At 65.7% G+C, this 17,037-nt stretch carries 18 protein-coding genes; 14 read left to right on the top strand and 4 right to left on the bottom strand.

The window, feature by feature from the left end:
• Position 1 precedes the first annotated feature (1 nt).
• From WBB07_RS00420 to relB, 6 genes are all read left to right on the top strand, one after another.
• Positions 2–1,009: an aldo/keto reductase gene (locus WBB07_RS00420; protein WP_083741803.1), complete on the top strand. Its 1,008-nt coding sequence runs from the start codon at positions 2–4 to the stop codon at positions 1,007–1,009.
• The gene (locus WBB07_RS00415) at positions 1,006–2,505 is read left to right on the top strand and encodes an aldehyde dehydrogenase family protein (RefSeq protein WP_083741804.1); all 1,500 of its coding nucleotides are present in this window, start codon (positions 1,006–1,008) and stop codon (positions 2,503–2,505) included. The genes WBB07_RS00420 and WBB07_RS00415 overlap by 4 nt, the downstream gene beginning before the upstream one ends.
• Before the next feature lie 2 nt (positions 2,506–2,507).
• The gene (locus WBB07_RS00410) at positions 2,508–3,365 is read left to right on the top strand and encodes a fumarylacetoacetate hydrolase family protein (protein WP_083741805.1); all 858 of its coding nucleotides are present in this window, start codon (positions 2,508–2,510) and stop codon (positions 3,363–3,365) included.
• Positions 3,362–4,129: an SDR family NAD(P)-dependent oxidoreductase gene (locus WBB07_RS00405; RefSeq protein WP_083741806.1), complete on the top strand. Its 768-nt coding sequence runs from the start codon at positions 3,362–3,364 to the stop codon at positions 4,127–4,129. Before WBB07_RS00410 ends, WBB07_RS00405 begins: the two co-directional genes overlap by 4 nt.
• 772 nt (positions 4,130–4,901) lie before the next feature.
• Positions 4,902–5,426, top strand: a complete 525-nt coding sequence (locus tag WBB07_RS00400; RefSeq protein WP_428369931.1) for a hypothetical protein — start codon at positions 4,902–4,904, stop codon at positions 5,424–5,426.
• 61 nt (positions 5,427–5,487) lie between these two features.
• Positions 5,488–5,736, top strand: coding sequence for a type II toxin-antitoxin system RelB family anti-toxin (gene relB / locus WBB07_RS00395; protein ID WP_419125567.1), 249 nt, complete (start codon positions 5,488–5,490; stop codon positions 5,734–5,736).
• Here the strand turns inward: relB and WBB07_RS00390 are convergent.
• Positions 5,730–6,029 carry a hypothetical protein gene (locus tag WBB07_RS00390; protein WP_419125568.1) on the bottom strand — a complete coding sequence of 100 codons (300 nt, stop codon included), beginning with the start codon at positions 6,027–6,029 and terminating at the stop codon, positions 5,730–5,732. The genes relB and WBB07_RS00390 overlap by 7 nt on opposite strands.
• A gap of 124 nt (positions 6,030–6,153) precedes the next feature.
• Positions 6,154–6,696, bottom strand: a complete 543-nt coding sequence (locus WBB07_RS00385; RefSeq protein WP_419125569.1) for a hypothetical protein — start codon at positions 6,694–6,696, stop codon at positions 6,154–6,156.
• A gap of 356 nt (positions 6,697–7,052) precedes the next feature.
• On the opposite strand from WBB07_RS00385, the gene WBB07_RS00380 reads away from it, so the two are divergent.
• From WBB07_RS00380 to WBB07_RS00360, 5 genes are all read left to right on the top strand, one after another.
• Entirely contained in the window at positions 7,053–7,517 is a 465-nt protein-coding gene (locus tag WBB07_RS00380; RefSeq protein WP_238382180.1) for a hypothetical protein, read from the top strand.
• Positions 7,518–7,565: 48 nt separating this feature from the next.
• Positions 7,566–8,126 (top strand): Imm61 family immunity protein, encoded by a 561-nt coding sequence (locus WBB07_RS00375; protein ID WP_526303698.1) that lies wholly within the window; start codon positions 7,566–7,568, stop codon positions 8,124–8,126.
• Between the two features lie 357 nt (positions 8,127–8,483).
• A complete protein-coding gene (locus tag WBB07_RS00370) occupies positions 8,484–9,839 on the top strand; it encodes a hypothetical protein (protein ID WP_526303696.1) in 1,356 nt (451 codons plus the stop codon).
• A 4-nt stretch (positions 9,840–9,843) separates the two neighbouring features.
• Positions 9,844–10,476: a hypothetical protein gene (locus WBB07_RS00365; RefSeq protein ID WP_428369924.1), complete on the top strand. Its 633-nt coding sequence runs from the start codon at positions 9,844–9,846 to the stop codon at positions 10,474–10,476.
• A 66-nt stretch (positions 10,477–10,542) separates the two neighbouring features.
• On the top strand, positions 10,543–11,199 hold the full coding sequence (locus tag WBB07_RS00360; protein WP_419125572.1) for a hypothetical protein: 657 nt from the start codon (positions 10,543–10,545) through the stop codon (positions 11,197–11,199).
• A gap of 6 nt (positions 11,200–11,205) precedes the next feature.
• Here WBB07_RS00360 and WBB07_RS00355 read toward each other — a convergent pair whose 3' ends face one another.
• Entirely contained in the window at positions 11,206–12,138 is a 933-nt protein-coding gene (locus tag WBB07_RS00355; RefSeq protein ID WP_419125573.1) for an ATP-dependent DNA ligase, read from the bottom strand.
• A gap of 38 nt (positions 12,139–12,176) precedes the next feature.
• On the opposite strand from WBB07_RS00355, the gene WBB07_RS00350 reads away from it, so the two are divergent.
• The 3 genes from WBB07_RS00350 to WBB07_RS00340 all read left to right on the top strand — a co-directional run bounded on the left by WBB07_RS00350 (position 12,177) and on the right by WBB07_RS00340 (position 16,314).
• Positions 12,177–13,304, top strand: a complete 1,128-nt coding sequence (locus WBB07_RS00350) for a tyrosine-type recombinase/integrase (RefSeq protein ID WP_419125574.1) — start codon at positions 12,177–12,179, stop codon at positions 13,302–13,304.
• 365 nt (positions 13,305–13,669) lie between these two features.
• Positions 13,670–15,793: a site-specific integrase gene (locus WBB07_RS00345; protein WP_526303693.1), complete on the top strand. Its 2,124-nt coding sequence runs from the start codon at positions 13,670–13,672 to the stop codon at positions 15,791–15,793.
• Positions 15,790–16,314, top strand: coding sequence for a DUF6262 family protein (locus WBB07_RS00340; RefSeq protein ID WP_115282133.1), 525 nt, complete (start codon positions 15,790–15,792; stop codon positions 16,312–16,314). Before WBB07_RS00345 ends, WBB07_RS00340 begins: the two co-directional genes overlap by 4 nt.
• A gap of 3 nt (positions 16,315–16,317) precedes the next feature.
• Here the strand turns inward: WBB07_RS00340 and WBB07_RS00335 are convergent, their stop codons facing one another.
• On the bottom strand, positions 16,318–16,959 hold the full coding sequence (locus tag WBB07_RS00335) for an ATP dependent DNA ligase (RefSeq protein ID WP_526303710.1): 642 nt from the start codon (positions 16,957–16,959) through the stop codon (positions 16,318–16,320).
• Positions 16,960–17,037 lie beyond the last annotated feature (78 nt).

Here is a 17,037-nt window from a genome sequence, read left to right as displayed (position 1 = left end):
CATGCCATTCCGCCCTGCGCTCGCACCGCTGTCGGGCAGCGGCGCCGTAGACCCCATTCCGCTGGGTCTGGGCGCCGCCCCGCTGGGGAACCTGTTCTCCACGGTCAGTGACCAGCAAGCCGAGGAAACCATCACTGCTGCCTGGGATCTGGGCATCAGGACGTTCGACACCGCCCCGCTCTACGGTTACGGCGAGTCCGAGCGCCGGCTCGGTGAGGCGCTGGGGCGGTACCCGCGCGACGAGTTCGTGGTGTCAACAAAGGTGGGGCGCCTCATCCGGCACGGCGCCCCACCCTCACCGGAACAGCTGTTCGGCGGAGAGCACTTCTACAAAGTCGACGGTGATGTCAATCCGGTATTCGACTACAGCCACGACGGCGTGCTGCGGTCGGTGGAGGAAAGCCTGCAGCGGTTGGGGTTGGATCGCATCGACCTGCTCTACATCCATGACCCCGACGAGCACTTCGCCGACGCCCTGGGGGGCGCTTTCCCGGCCCTGCGTCAGCTGCGTGACGAGAAAGTGGTGCGTGGCATCGGCGTCGGGATGAACCAGACGGCGATGCTGGCAGCGTTCGCCAAAGAGGCGGACTTCGACTACTTCCTGGTGGCCGGCCGCTATACGCTGCTGGACCAACAAGCCGCCGACGAGCTCTTCCCCCTGTGCGAGGAGCGTGGAATCGGGGTTGTCAGCGGCGGCGTGTTCAACTCCGGGATCCTGGCCGCACCCATCGACGACGCCACCTACGACTATGTTCCGGCGGCGCCGGAGATGCTCACCCGTGCCCGCAGGATCCAGGAAATCTGCCTGAGCTTCGGCGTCGAGTTGGCCTCTGCAGCCATGCAATTCCCCCACCGCCACGCCGCAACAGCAGCAGTACTTCTCGGCGCCCGCAGCGCCGAAGAGATTCGCACCAACGCCCAGCTGTACCGCAGCCCCATCCCCAGCGCACTGTGGGACGCGTTGGCCGACGAAGGCCTGATCCGCGAACAGGAAGAGGTTCGATCGTGACCGTCGTGCAGACCGTCAACCCGGCCACCGACGAGAGCACCACCACCACCGCCTCGGAAGCCACCACCGAGCAGGTTGCCGCCGCGTGTGCCGCTGCCGCCTCAGCAGCAAGGGAGTACGCCGACGGCGGCCGGGAAATGCGCGCGGCCCTGTTGCGGGCTGCCGCGGACGCGCTGGAAGCCCGGCGCGCCGAGATCATCGACATCGGCATCCGCGAAACGGCGCTGACCGAACAGCGCCTGGGTGGCGAGTTGAACCGAACGGTCTACCAGGCGCGGTTCTTCGCCGACGTCGTGGAGGAGGGCTCATTCCTCGAAGCCGTCGTTGACCATGCCACCGACACGCCGATGGGGCCCGCCCCCGACCTGCGTCGCATGCTCGTCCCCATCGGGCCGGTGGCCGTGTTCGGGGCCAGCAACTTCCCGCTGGCGTTCTCGGTACCGGGGGGCGACACCATGGCCGCACTCGCGGCGGGGTGCCCGGTCGTCATCAAGGCCCATGAATCACACCCGCTGATGTCACTGACCACCCACGCGGCACTGCAAGAGGCGGCCGAAGCCGTCGGCGCGCCACAAGGAGTGACGGGACTCGTCTTCGGTCGGCAAGCCGGGCTCGACCTGGTGTCAGACCCGGCGATCACGGCTGTCACGTTCACCGGCTCGCTCGGCGGCGGACGGGCCCTGATGGACGCCATCGCCGCGAGGCCACAACCGATTCCGTTTTACGGAGAGCTGGCCAGCCTCAACCCGGTGATCATCACCACCGGGGCTGCCGCCGCATGTGGCGCCGACCTGGCTCAGCAACTCATCGCTTCGGTCACCGGATCAGGCGGGCAGCTCTGCACCAAACCCGGGTTGGTGCTGGTCCCGGCCGACACCGCGGGCGACACGCTGGTGTCCGAGGCGGTGCGACTGCTCGCCGGCGCCAGCGCGCAGACCCTGCTGAACCGCAACATCTATCAGGCCTACAGCACCGCCGAACCCGGGGCGGGAATGCGGGTGATCGGTGAGGGCGGCGCCCCCGACACCATCGGCCTGTCGGTGTCCCCACGACTGCTCGAAGTTTCCGCCTGTGACCTGGTGGCCACAGACATCGAGGAATGTTTCGGCCCGACCACCATCGTTGTGCGCTATCAACAGGGAGAGGATCTCGACCTACTCAACGCCCTGCCAGGTTCGCTGACCGGAACCATCCACGCCGAACCCGCCGAGCGAGACACGATCTCACAGCTCACCCAAGTCCTGGCACCCCGTGCGGGACGGCTGTTGTACGCCGGTTTCCCCACCGGCGTGCACGTCGGATGGGCGCAGAACCACGGAGGCCCTTGGCCCTCGACCAACACCCAGCACACCTCGGTCGGAGCCACCGCCATCCGGCGTTTCCTGCGGCCGATGACCTGGCAATCTGCACCGGAATGGGTGCTACCCACTGAATTACGGGACGACTTCCATGCGGTTCCCCGCCGCGTTGACGGTGTCCTTCAGGTGGCCCGGTAGCGATGCGATTGATGCGACTGGGCGAAGCCGGCGCCGAAAGGCCCGCCGTCGAGCATGACGGCACCATCTACGACCTCTCACCGCTGACCACCGACATCGACGGCTCCTTCCTGGCGTCGAACGGCGTCGCCGCAGCCCGGGAAGCGCTGGTACAGCGGCGTCTCCAGCCGGTCGCAGCCCCGCATGAGAAACGCGTCGGTGCGCCGGTGGCCCGGCCGTCGGCAGTGGTGTGCATCGGACAGAACTATGCCGCACACGCCGCTGAGACCGGCTCGCCGCCCCCTTCGGCGCCAATCGTGTTCTTCAAACACCCCAATACCGTTGTCGGACCGCACGACACGGTGCTCATCCCACCAGGAGCGACCCGCGTGGATTGGGAGGTCGAACTGGCGGTCGTGATCGGGAAGCGGGCCCGATACCTCGACTCTGCCGCCGAGTCGGCCGACTACATCGCCGGCTATACGGTGTCCAACGACGTATCCGAGCGTGACTACCAGATCGTCGACTCCGGGGGACAGTGGTCCAAAGGGAAATGCTGCGAAACCTTCAACCCGCTCGGGCCCTACCTGGTACCCGCGGACGAGGTGCCCGATCCGCAGTCGTTACGGTTGTGGTCGTCGGTCAACGGGCAGGCGCGGCAGGATTCCTGCACCTCGGACATGATCTTCTCCGTCGCCGAAACTGTATGGCACCTCTCGCAATACCTGGTTCTCGAACCCGGTGACATCATCAACACCGGCACCCCACAGGGCGTGGCCCTCTCAGGTCGGTTCCCGTACCTCAGCGACGGCGACGTGATGCGCATCGGCATCGAACGCCTCGGCGAGCAGGCGCAACAACTGGCAGCAGCCGGCAGATGACCGCCGGCGAGTTCGACGGCTTGGTGGCCGCGGTGACCGGCGGCGCGTCCGGCATCGGAGCGGCCGTCGCCCAACGGTTGAACGGCCTGGGCGCAACAGTGGCCGTACTCGACCGTGATGACACCGCAGAGCCAGGGATAACGGCCATCCGCTGCGATGTCGGCGATGACACGTCAGTCCGTGCGGCAATCAAGCAGGTCGTGCGTCGATGGGGCGGTCTCGACATCGTGGTGAACAATGCTGGTGTCGGTGCTCAAGGTACGGTGACCGACAACGACGACAGCGAATGGCTACGGGTCTACGACGTCAACGTACTCGGCATCGTCCGAGTCAGCCGCGCCGCGCTGCCGCACCTCCGGCAGTCAAAACACCCTGCGATCGTGAATATCTCGTCGATCGCCGGAACTGCAGGGCTACCGAGAAGGGCGCTCTACAGCGCGACCAAAGGCGCGGTCCTGGCGCTCACCAGAGCAATGGCGGCCGACCATGTACGCGAGGGAATCCGTGTCAACTGCGTGAGTCCAGGAACCGTGGACACCCCCTGGATCCAGCGTCTGATCGAGTCCGCCGCCGACCCAGAATCCGAGTTGTCAGCTTTAGCAGCACGCCAACCGCTCGGCCGACTGGTTACCGCGGCCGAAGTCGCGGCCGCGGTGGCCTACCTCGCCGGCCCGTCCGCCGCCTCAACGACCGGCAGCATCGTGGAAGTGGACGGTGGCATCTCTGGTCTTCGCATGCCGACAAAGCTCGCCGGGGCGTCCTGACAACATAGACCAGCAGAGCCAGAACGTGCGGTCGCAACCGATGCGGGCTCCGCCGCCGGTTGCAAATTCGCACAGCGCGGTCGTCGAAACGCCCCGCCGTCTCATGGTTGCGGGTCAGCGTGTGCACCGAGAATGGCGGCCAGCATCCTCGCTCGTGCTCCCCGCCCCACAACAATAACGGCAGCACCCACAGCGCTGATGCAGTCCGACCCCCCTGCGCGGCGGCCGGTCCACACTTACGAAACATGTTGTTAGGCAGCAACTCGCGTTGTCACGATGCCTCGCCACGGGTTAGCATGGAATACGGCGCGTAGCTTCTCAAGTTGGGAGGCAACACGCGATCGTGATCAGGGCGTGCAGGTGATCTTTCCCCCAATTCTGCTGCCTGGCGAACATCTAACGGCGGGCGGCCCGAGCTGGGTCGGCATTGCCGGAGGCGACCGTCATATCTAGGCGTGGTATCGAGCTTAGGTAGAGGATCTGAGCCGTCTCGATTCTCTCGAAGTGAGACTGGCACCGTATGGTGACCGCGAGGTCGGACTGCCCCTGCCGCTCATTGCCGGCTCGGCTGTATCTGGCGCTGGCAACCTCCGCGAACTGATGCGATGGGTCCTGTTAAGACCCTGGGTTTCGCAGCAGACCGCCTTCAGAAAGCTTGAACTCCCGGCGGTCCCTGGAGTGGGGTTGGGATCGGGCCCGGTGCACAGACGTCATCGCTGAGGTGACCGGGCGCCGGTGGTCAAAATCGGCGTGTGGCTTCTGTCCCTTCGCCATGGCGACGGCCTCAGGTCGGCAGGCCCTCGTCGAGCGCTACCGCCGCGAACCACATGCCGGCGCCCAGGCGCTGTTCCTCGAGCTCGTTGCCCGCAGCCTGAACGAACGACAGACCCTCATCGCCGGTGGGTCGGCAGCCGAACTGGTGGATGCCGCCGGTCTGACCGAGGTTCAGGCGCACTACCAGGCACTGTTGGCAGACAAGCCTCACGCCGTCTACGAGGTTCGCCGGCTGACGCGCCGTTCGTCCAAGCGGACCGATGGTCGCGGCATCACCGCGCGTTCGGTACGCGCTGTGGCGCACGGTACGCGCGAGCAGATGACGAGGCAGCTGGCGGCTCAGCCCGGCGACCGCCACGACGGGCCGGACGGCATCACGCGTCACGTACTGCGGGCCCGCGGTACCGAATTGCCTTCTCTGGAACACTTCTACGTCGTCTGCCCGGCAGTGGTGGAGGACAAAGCGCGGCCCGGTTTCGACGAATGGTGGCAGGAGGCGACCAGCGATGCTGTTCTGTTCTGAGGTCAATCCACCCCGCCGCGACGGTGTAGCCTATGGGCAACGTCATCGGAGGGAGCTGGCCATGGACGCCGACACGTCCACAGACGACGGTTCTGCGATCCTGGCGGCGCTGGGTGCCGCGATCCGAGAGCACCGGACCGCGGTGGGTCTGACGCAGGCCCAGCTCGCGGAACGGGCGGGTATCGGCCGGCCGCATCTCAATCACATCGAGGGTGGGCGTAAGAGCCCGACTGTCGTGGTGCTGGTTCACCTGGCGCGCGGCCTGGGCGTCGACCCCGCGACCCTCCTGCAGACCCAGGCGGCTCAGTAAGGCGATATGCCGAGGCAGCGTGAGGTTTCGATCCGCTGAATCAGCGTGGCGGCCTCTGCGTGATTGGGGCACCCGGCGTCGTCGGTGCCGGTCTGGATCAGAGCCATCAATTCGGCGTCGACGCGGAGCTCATAGCGGGGCAGACCGGCCGACTCACCGGTCCTCGCGTCGTCGATCGCGTCCAGCGCGGCGGCCAAGACCGCCGTCACGGCGACTTCGTGGTCCTGGGCCGACCCGATCATCATGTCGACTCTGCGCGCGGTCGTGGTTGTCAGGGTCCAGTGAGCGGTCATGGCGCTGCCTCCTTGCGTGGGGGATACCTCGGCCACAGTGTGCGCCCCCAAACAGCAAAAACCGGGTCTGCCTTCCACTGGTGTGGATAAACAGACCCGGCTCTTGGCAGGCTGTGGATAACCCTTAACCGCTGGGCGGGGTGTAGTCCCGGTCACGGGGGTCGGCGGCGAAGTCGGGGCCGTCGAGGAAGATCTGCGCCCCTGTGCGGTGGGCTGTGGTCAGCAGGTCGACGGTGCTGACAGCACCGGCCTGGTCGAGAACCTGGAAGGTGATCGGGCCCATGTGCAGGTCGAGCCAGCGGAGTTGGCGCGAACGGTCGCGCGACAGCTCCTGGCGGGGCACCACGGCGTAGGCGGGGCGGCGCGTCCAGTCGACGGAAACGGTCGGCACGGCGAAGGGCTCGTCCGCCGGTACCGGCGCCGGGATCGACCGCGGGATCAGCGTCATTGCCGCCCGGGCTGCGCAGAACCCTTCCAGCACCCGCTGGACGGCCTGGGCCGAGAACATCGTCATCAGCAGGCCGCCCCACTGCAACCGCAGGCGGGCCTCTGGGGAGCAGGCGTGGAAGACGGCGATGTCGCCGCTCTGGTCGCCCTGGATGCGGACCATCGTGTGGGTGAGCAGGGCGGCGGGGGTGACATGGGTTTCGGTGGTGCGAGACTTCATCGGACTGCCTTTCGGTGGATGTTGCTTATAAGCAACAGTCTATCGCGTAATCCGTTGTAGTGCAACATGTTTCATGAACCAGCATGCGCGTGTTGGCTTGCTCCAATCACCGCTCTGATCAGGGCCTTTCGTTTCCTGCCCCCTCGACACCGCTGCTGCGGAGCAAAGGGGAGCTGCCCAGACCGAGGTGGCGGCAAGTCATGACCCGAGCTGAGCCGGGCCTGCATGCAACCAGAACCCGGTGCACGTGAGCGGCCGCCGGCGAACCTGGAAGCCTGCCCCCGCCGGAACTATTTTTCGGCGAAGTTGCTCGCGGTGGTGGACTCCGCTTCACGTTGCTCCGTACGGTCCGTCACATGACAGCTTCACTCTCCGGCGGCCTAGACGACGCCGAAAACGATTTGCGCACAGCGCAGTTTGAGACCGACTGGCACCGGCAGGGCCAGTACGCCCGCTCGGCTGCCGACACTGCCGCGCAAGTGGCCGTCGACAGCACGACCAGCGACGCCGACCGGGCCCGGGCTGTGGCTGTGATGGACACCGCCCTCGCGCTGGCAGCGCGCAGCCTGCTGCGCGAAGCGCAGTCGACGCTTGCAGATGCGCGCGGCCACGCTGACCCGCAGCGCCGGCGAGAACTGGCACGGTCGGCGGTGAGTAAGGCCCGTCAGGTCGCCCGTCACCGCGATGCCACCGAGGACGAGCGCGCCGAGGCTCGACAGATCATCGGCCACGGACGGATGCTCGCAACAACGGTGGGCGCTTCGGTGCGGCGCCAGCAGCGCGTGGAGCGTGAGCAGGAACAACCCGGCATCGCGATCTAAGCGCGGTCCGGGCCGCGCGGCATCAGGACGGTGCGTACGCTCGCCCGCGTGAGCAGGGACATCGAAGCGACGCCGCACCCGCGGTTTTCGGTACCCCTCACCGCTGAGTGCGTGGGCTGGGCTCGCACTGCCCACTACGTGACCACCGTGGCTGAGGATGGCGATGTTCAGCTGCGCTCGGAGGCGGGTGCCCCTACGCGGTACTTCATCCGGCGCCGCGGACCGGACCGACTCGAACTCACCCAGCTCGACGACGACGCCGAGCACCCGCTGCTGTTCGTGGCCGACACCGAAGTGCTGGAAAGACATTTGATCGGCCTGTTCGCCGATGACATCCGCGAGGATCTCGACTTGCCGCTCCTCGAAATAGGCTGGACTGTCGACGATTTGGCCAGAGGATACGAGGTCAGCGAGATGGAGCGGGGCTACCGCACGCTCAAACGGGTGGGTGGGGGACCGGTCGCCGCGGCACCGGATCCCGCCTTGAGCCTGCTCGCGCTGGTGCCACTGTCGCACTACCTGCAATGGTCGATTGCCGACCTCAAGCGCTCGTTTCTCAGTCCGACCGGCAGCCCGCTGCTGCGCCGCGGCGGCTACGCGGCACCTTAGCTGCCACTCGGCCACCCGATTATCGCCTCCATCTCACGATGTGGACACTTTGGAGGTCAATGCCGCTGCGGTGGTGGACGCCTCACACTCCGCGTTTATACGGTCCGGGCTGAAATAGCTTGATAGGTCCTGCAACACGCTGGGGAGCGTGCTGCATCGGAGGCCGGGGGCGGCATGCAACACACGCGACACGCGCGATGCGGCCACCCCGGCATGCCTGACGGCATCCCATCTCATGGCACACCAGCTCTGCGGCTTTCTCCGCCGCGCCGTCAGCGACCGTCGCCCACTTCGGGCGACGCAACGATTCGCATCGGCAAATCACTCACCACAGGCACAGGAAGCTGACCACCATCCATGGAAATCTCTACTCGCCCGCACTGGACAGCAGGGACCGCGGTGACCGCAGCGGCCATCACCCTCGCCCCGCTGATTGCAGGGCCCTCCGCTCTGCACGCCCCGACCCTGCCCATATCACTACCACCGGCGGTATCCGTGCCGCAGGTACAGCTCGCGGCCGTCATCAGCCCGACCGACATCGACAACCTGGTCGACAGGTTGAACTCGGCCCTCGCCTCGGTGTCCTCGACCGTTACCGCCGCGGTGGCGATGCCCGCCAACAGTCTGACTTCGGCACTGGACTCCGCTGTCTCGGTGAACAATTCGCTGTGGGACGGCCTGATCGATGCCACCGATAACCGGTCCCTCGTTGACCTGCTCAACGCATTGCGGGCGACGTCCTCGGGGAGCCTGTCCCGGCTGTCGACCACAGTGGGCGATACCGGGGCCGCTGTGGTGCTCACGACCGGGGAAGTCACCGACTTGCTGGCCTCGGCGCTGACCGGCTCTCTGAGCACCGCATTGCACGCGGTCGCCACCATTGTGAACAATCCGCTGGCGCTGGCAAGCTACACCGGCCTTCTCAACGCGCCCCTCGATATCGCAGGACTGGTCGTGAACAACGGACTGTCGCTGGTCGACAGCGTGGGATCGGGCGCGCTGTCGGTGACTAGCACCCTGGTTACCGGGGTGACGTCCCAGATCGACAACATTCTCCGCGGCGTGAACGGACTGATTGACGCGGCCAAGGGCGCGGTGCCCGGCGTGGCACTGCTCGACGGCGTACTGACCGCAGTGCAGGGGATCGTGTCAGCGCCGGTGACCGCAGCGCTGGCGGGGGTCGACGGCGTGGCCGGCACGCTTACTTCCGCCGCATCCCGCGTTGTGAGCAAGCTCGCCGGTGGCGCATCTGAGATCGGCGCAACCTGGCTCGGGGATGGCACGGCCAGCGGAGCCCTCCAGGAGGCGATCAACGCGATCGGCGCAGCTCCACTGAGTGCGGCGAGCTACACCCGTGCGCTCGGCGTGGTGGTCAGCGCTGGGATCAGCTCCGTGCGGTCGGTCGCGAGCGCCGGAGCCAGCCTGCTGTCGGTGCCATTCACCGCAGGCGCAGACCTCACGTCAACGGCTTCAGCCATGATCACCCGGTTCACTGACGGGGTGGCCACAGCCGCATCAGGCATCCTGCACGCAGCGGGTCTACCGTCCTTCGTCTCCTCGCTGCCGCACGCCCTGGCGACGACCATCAACATCACCGTGCGCGCTGTGAGCTTCGGAGTCTCAACGGGACTCAACGCCGTCGCTACCGTGCTCGACATCGGCTCGGCGATAGCGGGGCTCGTCGACTCCTACGCTGTCGCGCGAAGCGTCTAGCCGCGTGCTCATCGACGTCCCAACCCTCACCGCCAGCAGTGCGGGACCGACCGCCGGGGCGGAGGAGCCAAGCCCGGAAGCCGACACCGCGCCCTCACCGATGGCGGGGGAGGGACACCCTGCGACGGTCGCTGACGAAGCACCTCTTGCCAGCGCAGGTGCGCCGGAAGCACCGCACGCGGACATGGCCGTCTCGTTGCCGGCGGTGGACGGTACACCCGTGGAAGTGGAGCAAGAGCTCGGCGACGCGGACACGGGGCAGTTGACGTCTCTCACCAGCACATCCTCGGCCGGAGACCCATCGCCTCAGGGCAGCGCCGCGCTGGACCCAGACACCAGTGACGCCGAGGCGCTGACCCGGCCGACCGCACACAGCGCAGCGTCCGAGGGTGATGATGCCGCCACGACCCGCCCGACAGCCCGGCCTGCGAAAGACGCCGACGAGGCCTCGCCCGGTGACCGGGCCGACACGCATGGCCGGCATGCCTCCGGCGAGACCGCATCGAATTCTTCGGGCACGGCTACCGGACGGCACCGCAGTGACTCGCCGTCCTCCGCGTCGAACTCGCAGAAGCCCTCGAACAGCCGCGTCGGATCCGACAACGACCGCGCAGGAAAGGGCGAAGCCGCCGCCTGACGCCCAGCGCCGGTCATCCGTTAAATCGTTACTTATCAACGAAATATCGCAAAGAAGGGAACAGGTATGAACATTCAGTACACGGAGGACGATCGGCGGAGCACGCGCCGGCTCCTGGAGAACGAGGTGCTCATCCGGGCCCTGCAGCAAGCGCGGGACGGGATTCTCTCCCCGCAGTGGCGCGACACCTTGGAAGAGAACGGCGCCTTAGCGGATGCGCCCGATTTTCAGGGGGTCCACGGTGCAGTCATTGCCACCATCCAAGCGATGCCACTGGCCGCCTGGGAACCCGGAGTCAACTCGGAAACTCGGTCAGCTCTGGATCGGTGGTATCACGACGCGTCGGACGAACTCGGCAAGTCCTATGAACACCGCCTCCGCACACATGCCCGCACCGCCGCGATCGGCATCCAGGTGCAGAACTTGAAGCTGCTCAGCTACAGCCTCCGAGCGCAAGACCCAGCACCAGCACTCCGAATGGATGTCCCCATCGTCGACGATGTGCAGGGAAAAGCATTGCGGGAACTCGAATCAGAGTTCATCGTCAAACGAGACACCCTCCTTGCCTCCTACCTTGCTGCGCTGGCGACCACCGGAGTGGAAGTCGACTGGCGGTCGTGGTTCGAAGAGCGGATCGCGTCCTGGGAAGACCGGACGGCTGCCGACCTCGCCCGCATTTCACTGCATGCCAGGGTTTTTGAACAGATTCCGGCATACTGGTGACTCGCCCTACCGCGTGGTAGCCGACTCCCTATTGCAGTTGGTCGGGCATGCCGACATCGGCAATCCGGATCTCGCGCAATCCTTTCCAGGAGGCATGCCGCAATCCTCCGGGGCTGTTGTACTCCGGAAAGCCACTTCACCGACATACCGGGGACGAACCCAGGTGACCCCTCCGATCGCGGGTGCATCCGGCACCGGAGGGGCTTCCTGAGCAAGGCCGTCGAGAAGGCTATAGAGGCGCCGGCGCTCGGTGTCGCTGAACCCGGAGCCGACCTGGCCTACGAGAACGAGTTGACCATCCTCGCGGCGGCCGGCGAGCAAAAGGGATCCGACTCGCCCCGATCGAGTCGGTCCAGTGGGCGGCCACCAGCCGACGATCACCAGCTCGCAACTGCGCCGTACCGGCGACTTGATCCACGCAGAGGATCGTCCTGAGACATATGGCGAATTCAGGCGTTTGGCGACGACTCCCTCGACGCCATTTTCAGCGGCCGCCGCGAGCATGTCGACGGGCTTTGCATCGTCCCAGTACGGGGGGATCATCAACGGGTATCCCTGGGGCAGCGCACTCAGCATCTGGCGGCGCTCAACATAGGGACGGTCGGTGAGGTCGTCGTTGCCGCTGGCGAGTAAATCGAAAGCGAAGAACATCACCGGCACCTGCTCCAACAGGCTGCGGGTGGGACGTCGACGCATCGGCCATCGCTGCTGGAGCCTGGAGAACGACGGGCGGCCGAGCTGGTCCAGGGCGACTATTTCGCCGTCGAGCAGCAGACGTTGCCCACCGGTCACCTCATTGATTTTGGCGAGTTCGGGAAAGGTGGAGGTGATGTTCTCTTGGGCGGCGTCGTGTGTCGCACTTAGTCGCGCGCGACACGGCGCAGATGTGCTGGGATGGGTTCTCCGGGGGTGTTGACTCTGTCTCGACTCGTTGTGCAATCGAAGGCGGCGCGGCTATGCGAGCTTTTCCGGTTCGGATGCCATCTGGTGACCGCTACTGGACGGTGATCGATGACCGATACGAGGCGCAGCCGGTCGCAGATCAATTTCTCCGAGAGCTTCGATTCGGGCGTGACCGTGCGGAATCGACGTCGAAGGCGTACGCCGAGGGCGTGTCGTTGTTTCTGCGGTGGTGCTTGGCGACCGAACGCGACTGGCGCACCGCCGCCGGGCATTTAGGACTTTTCATTACTTGGCTCAAGTATCAGCCGACAAGCGGATCACGTGTCATTCCCGGCCCCGGCGCAAAACCCGTCCGCAGCGTCGGCCGGATCAATCGGGTGCTCGTTGCAGTTCGCGGGTTCTTGTCCTTCGCCGTTGTCGCGAAGGAACTGCCACCTGAAGTACTCGACCAGCTCTACGAGATGGGCGACTCGCGGGATCTTCCGAATGAGGCGCACGGTGAGGACACGACCCTTCGGTATCGGCTGCGGGCCCGTCATCGGATGAGCGAACCCAGGACGACGGTTGACCGAGCCACTGACGAGGAGATCGTCGCCATGCTCGGGGCGTGCCGATCGGCCAGGGACCGCCTGATCGTCTTGTTGTTGTCACGGGTGGGGTTGCGCCGCGGAGAGGCAGCCGGGTTGCGCCGTTCGGACGTTCACTCGTTGCCCATCAACGATGTTCACGGATGCGCGATCACCGGAGCGCATCTGCATGTCGTACGCCGGCCGAATACGAACGGGGCCTGGGCGAAGTCCCGGCATCCGCGAGCGGTGCCGATCGACTTCATGGTGGTACGGAGTTTGGACGTCTACCTGTTGGAGCGGGAGGACCAGCCGGCGGCCGCAGAGTGCGATTACCTTCTTGTGAACCTGTTCCGGGCGCCGCTTGGGGCACCGATGCAGCCAGGGGCGTTCAACGAACTCTTCGCGTCGCTGTCTCGCCGAGCGGGCCTCGAACGCGCCGTCACGCCACATCAAGGACGCCACGCTTTCGGCAGCAACCTCGCCGACTCCGGGGCGCTGCTCGACGAGATCCAGATGCTGATGGGACACGCCAGCCCGACGTTCGTCGCAACCGTATCTCCATCCGTCGGCGGACCGGCTTCGCGCGGCGGTGGAACGGGTGGGACGCCCAGGGCGACGGTGCACCCAACGTGACCGTGGCTGCGGATTTACCGCCTTCCCCCTCGCCGACTGACCACGATGCCGTCGGCGCACAGCTGTGGAATGCGATCTCACAGGACTTCCTGGCATCGGTGCACTGGTCGGCCGACGATCAGGTCCTGGTGTTCCCTCGCGATCACCCCGTGCTCGGCTGGAGAGAATGCATCGTTCCGGAGTGCGACCAGAGAATTCTCGTTGTGACCGAAGCCCTCTGTGCGGCATGCAATCTCCGATGGAGGCAATTGGCTCGTCCGGAACTGGCTGACTTCGTTCGAGTGCCTCGGGTGCGGCTCAAACGAATCGGCGCAGACCCGTGCGGGGTTGAGGTGTGTGAGCGAACGGCGCGAGCCGCCTCCGGTTTGTGCGGCGCCCACGAGCGCGCGCGCAAGAGGCGCGATATGGCGGTCGAGGATTTCGTGAACCAGCCAGGTCTCGAAGGTTTCGCCACTTTCGGCGAATGCGCGGTACGTGCGTGCGACCGAGAACGCGTTGCGAGCACTAATCCGTACTGCTCCCCTCACGACGGCCGCTGGCGAGAGCACCGTCGGACATGCGAACTTGCGAGCCCCGACGAGGAGCAGTTCCGGCGGGTGCAGCCGGCGATCACCATTCGCGGGGAGATCACGCTGCGCGGACTGCCGGACCGGGTGATAGCCGAGATGCTGTACGGATTGCAGCGCAACGTCGACCAAGGCGCCCGTCTCGACGCGTCGTACTTCCGCACGCTGGGCCGCCAGCTGCTAAGCCAGCAGGTGCTCACCATCGATGACGCGGACGTAACTCAGTTCACTTTCGAGGTCGCGAAACTGCATCGCAAGTTCGTGACCAGTGCTCGCAGGTTGCGCTCGACACCCGAGATCGAGGCCGTGAAGGACGTCTGGGATCTCGCCGTTTTCGGTTACCCAGGGACGTTGAGATTCGGATCGATCACGCAACCGTGGCTGCGCGCCGCAGCGAAAGTAGAGGTGTACAACGATCTTCCGCGCCGCCGCGGGAAAGGAGGTAAGAGCCACTGCCAAACCCGCATCAGTTACCTGGGTCTCCTCAGCGAGAGCCTGGTCATCCAGCGCGAGGACGCCGGCATGGACATTCATGCCCTTGGTCGCGGTGACATCACCGCCTTCTTGAATCGGCTGGCGTTCCTGCAAAGCGAAGGTCAGATCTCCGCGAAGCTCAGGCCGCGTGCGGTCCGCGAGCTGCGTCGCACGCTCGGACAGATGCGGGCCCTCGGCTTAACCCGTAGTGGTCAACCACTACACGGCCTGCCCGACGACTTCTCCATCGCCGAGGGAGACGTCCCCGGTGAATCCGAGGAGCAGGCCGCCGGCCGAGATCTACCCATTGAAGTAGTCCGGCACCTGTGCGAGCACCTCGACGAACTCGAGGCTCAAGCCGGCGTCGAAGTACGGGTCGCCGTGGAGTTGATGATCGACACTGGCCGTCGCCCGGAGGAGATCTGCGCACTGGCGATGGACTGCATCACCCGCGACGGCACCGGGAAGCCGGTGTTGGTCTATGACAACCTCAAGGCCAACCGCTTGCAACGCCACCTGCCGATTGCAGCGGCGACGGTCACCGTAATCGAACGGCAGCAGCGGCGGGTGCGTCAGCGCTTCCCGCAGACCCCTGCAGCGCAGCTGAAGCTCCTCCCCACCTGGATCAAGAACCCCTACGGCGCGAAGGGCTTGCGGGACGAAACCGTCGGCACACGGCACCGGATGTGGGTTGATTCCCTGCCCGACGTGCTGGTGTCAACACGGTCGACAGACGACGGTCGCGCGGCCGACACGATGCCGTTCGACAAGGGCCGCATATTCCCCTACGCCTACCGACACACCTATGCCCAAAGGCATGCCGATGCCGGGGTTCCGATCGATGTGCTGCGCGAACTGATGGACCACCTCAATCTGATCACGACACAGGGCTACTACCGCGTTGGAGAGCTGCGGCGGCGCAATGCCGTCGACCGGGTGACTGCGATGCAGTTCGACCGGCACGGCAACCGCACGTGGAGCAACGCCAAGCGCCTCTTGGACTCCGAGCATCTCCGAAGGGCGGTCGGCGAAGTCGCCGTCCCCTACGGAATGTGTAGTGAACCAACCAACGTCGCAGCAGGGGGCCAGGACTGCCCTGTCCGATTCCGCTGCGTCGGGTGTGCTCACTTCAGCACCGACGTTTCCTATCTGCCCGATCTGGAGAGCTACCTCGCCGATTTGCTCCGGACACGCGAGAAGCTGCTCGGCTTCCTTAACGCCGATGAATGGGCCAGAAACGAGGCGACACCTTCCGATGAGGAGATCGCGCGGATCCGCCGCCTCATCGCCCGCATCAAAGCCGGTGTCGACGAACTCTCCGAAACCGAGCGCGCACAGATCGAGGAGGCTGTCAGCGTCGTCCGACGAGCCCGAAACGGCGTCACGAGCCTCAACATGCCCGGCATCCGCCAACCCGTCCCCACCATTCGCCCCGACAGAACGGCATGACGGTGACCGACGCAATGATCAACGGCCGACGCGCCGACTCACACCGCCGCCGTGAACGCGTCAGACTCGCGTTGGCTCAGGCCCACGATCAGGGCCTGGTGTTGAGCGTCGCCTCGATCGCGAGAACCGCCGGCGTGGACCGCAGCTTCCTATACCGCCACCCCGATTTACTCGCCGAAATACACGAGTCGCAGGTCGCGCCCCCGCGTCGACAGCAGCAAGCGTCCGTAACCAGCGAATCACTCAAGGCCGACCTGGCCAACACTCAGCAGCGGATCGCCCGCATGGCCGCCCACAACCGGCAGCTGGAACGCAAGCTGTCCGAGGTCCTCGGCGAGCAGGCGTGGCGCGAATCCGGCCTCGGGGCTGCACCTGACATCGATGCACTGCAACGGCAAGTGACCGGACTCGAACAACGAAACCTGGCGTTGCAACGACAGCTGGAGCAGCGAGATGGCGAACTCGACGCCGCCCGCGCCGCCAACAGAGAACTCATCGCAGCCCTGAACAGGTCGTCCTGAGATTTAGGTCAGGGCCGGCACGCATACAGCGTCGGCATCGACAGCGACTACGCCTTTCCACGCCGCGTGTCGTAGCCGACCGGTGTACTCGCGGAATTCGACGCGTCCCACCACAAGCGGCTCAACCCAACATATGCGGCTCTCATCCAATGAGGTAGCAACGGACCTGAAAGGTGAAACCACCCGGCGTAATTGAGCGAGTGCCGCCCCCATGTCGCGGCGTGCACGGTCGGTGAACCCGATAGTGACGGTTCCGCAATACGTCAAGTGGCCGGCTTGGTCGTACGCGCCGACCAGTAATGCGTTTACTGCACCCGCTGCTGAGGCGGCGTAGCCCCCGACCACAAAATGGCCGCTATGGCGGTAGGGCGTTTTGATCCATTGCCGACTCCGCCGACCCGACCAGTAAGAGGAGCCGGCCCTCTTGCACACGACACCTTCCATCCCAGCATCGACCATGGCTTTGAGGACGTCGCGCCCATCTAGCCCAGCCCAGGCCGGCGACATCGACAGCGCGGGCGCGGCTACGGCGAAATCGAGATCCTGAAGGATTCCGCGACGCTCTCGATATGGGAGGCTCGTGAGGTCATGGCCGTCTAAGCCTCGATCCGTGGACTGACCTGATGGATGTGGTTCTGAGGTGATGGCGCCGGTCGGTCGTTGTGCTGGCAGCGGGTAGCTGCTGGTCTGCCCAGCTTTTCCTGTGTGCTCCGGTAGGGCCTG

The sequence above is a fragment of the Mycobacterium sp. genome, from assembly GCF_049647605.1.
GTDB lineage: Bacteria > Actinomycetota > Actinomycetes > Mycobacteriales > Mycobacteriaceae > Mycobacterium.
Note: the sequence above shows the minus strand (reverse complement) of the source record. Positions and strands in the feature narration are given on the sequence as shown.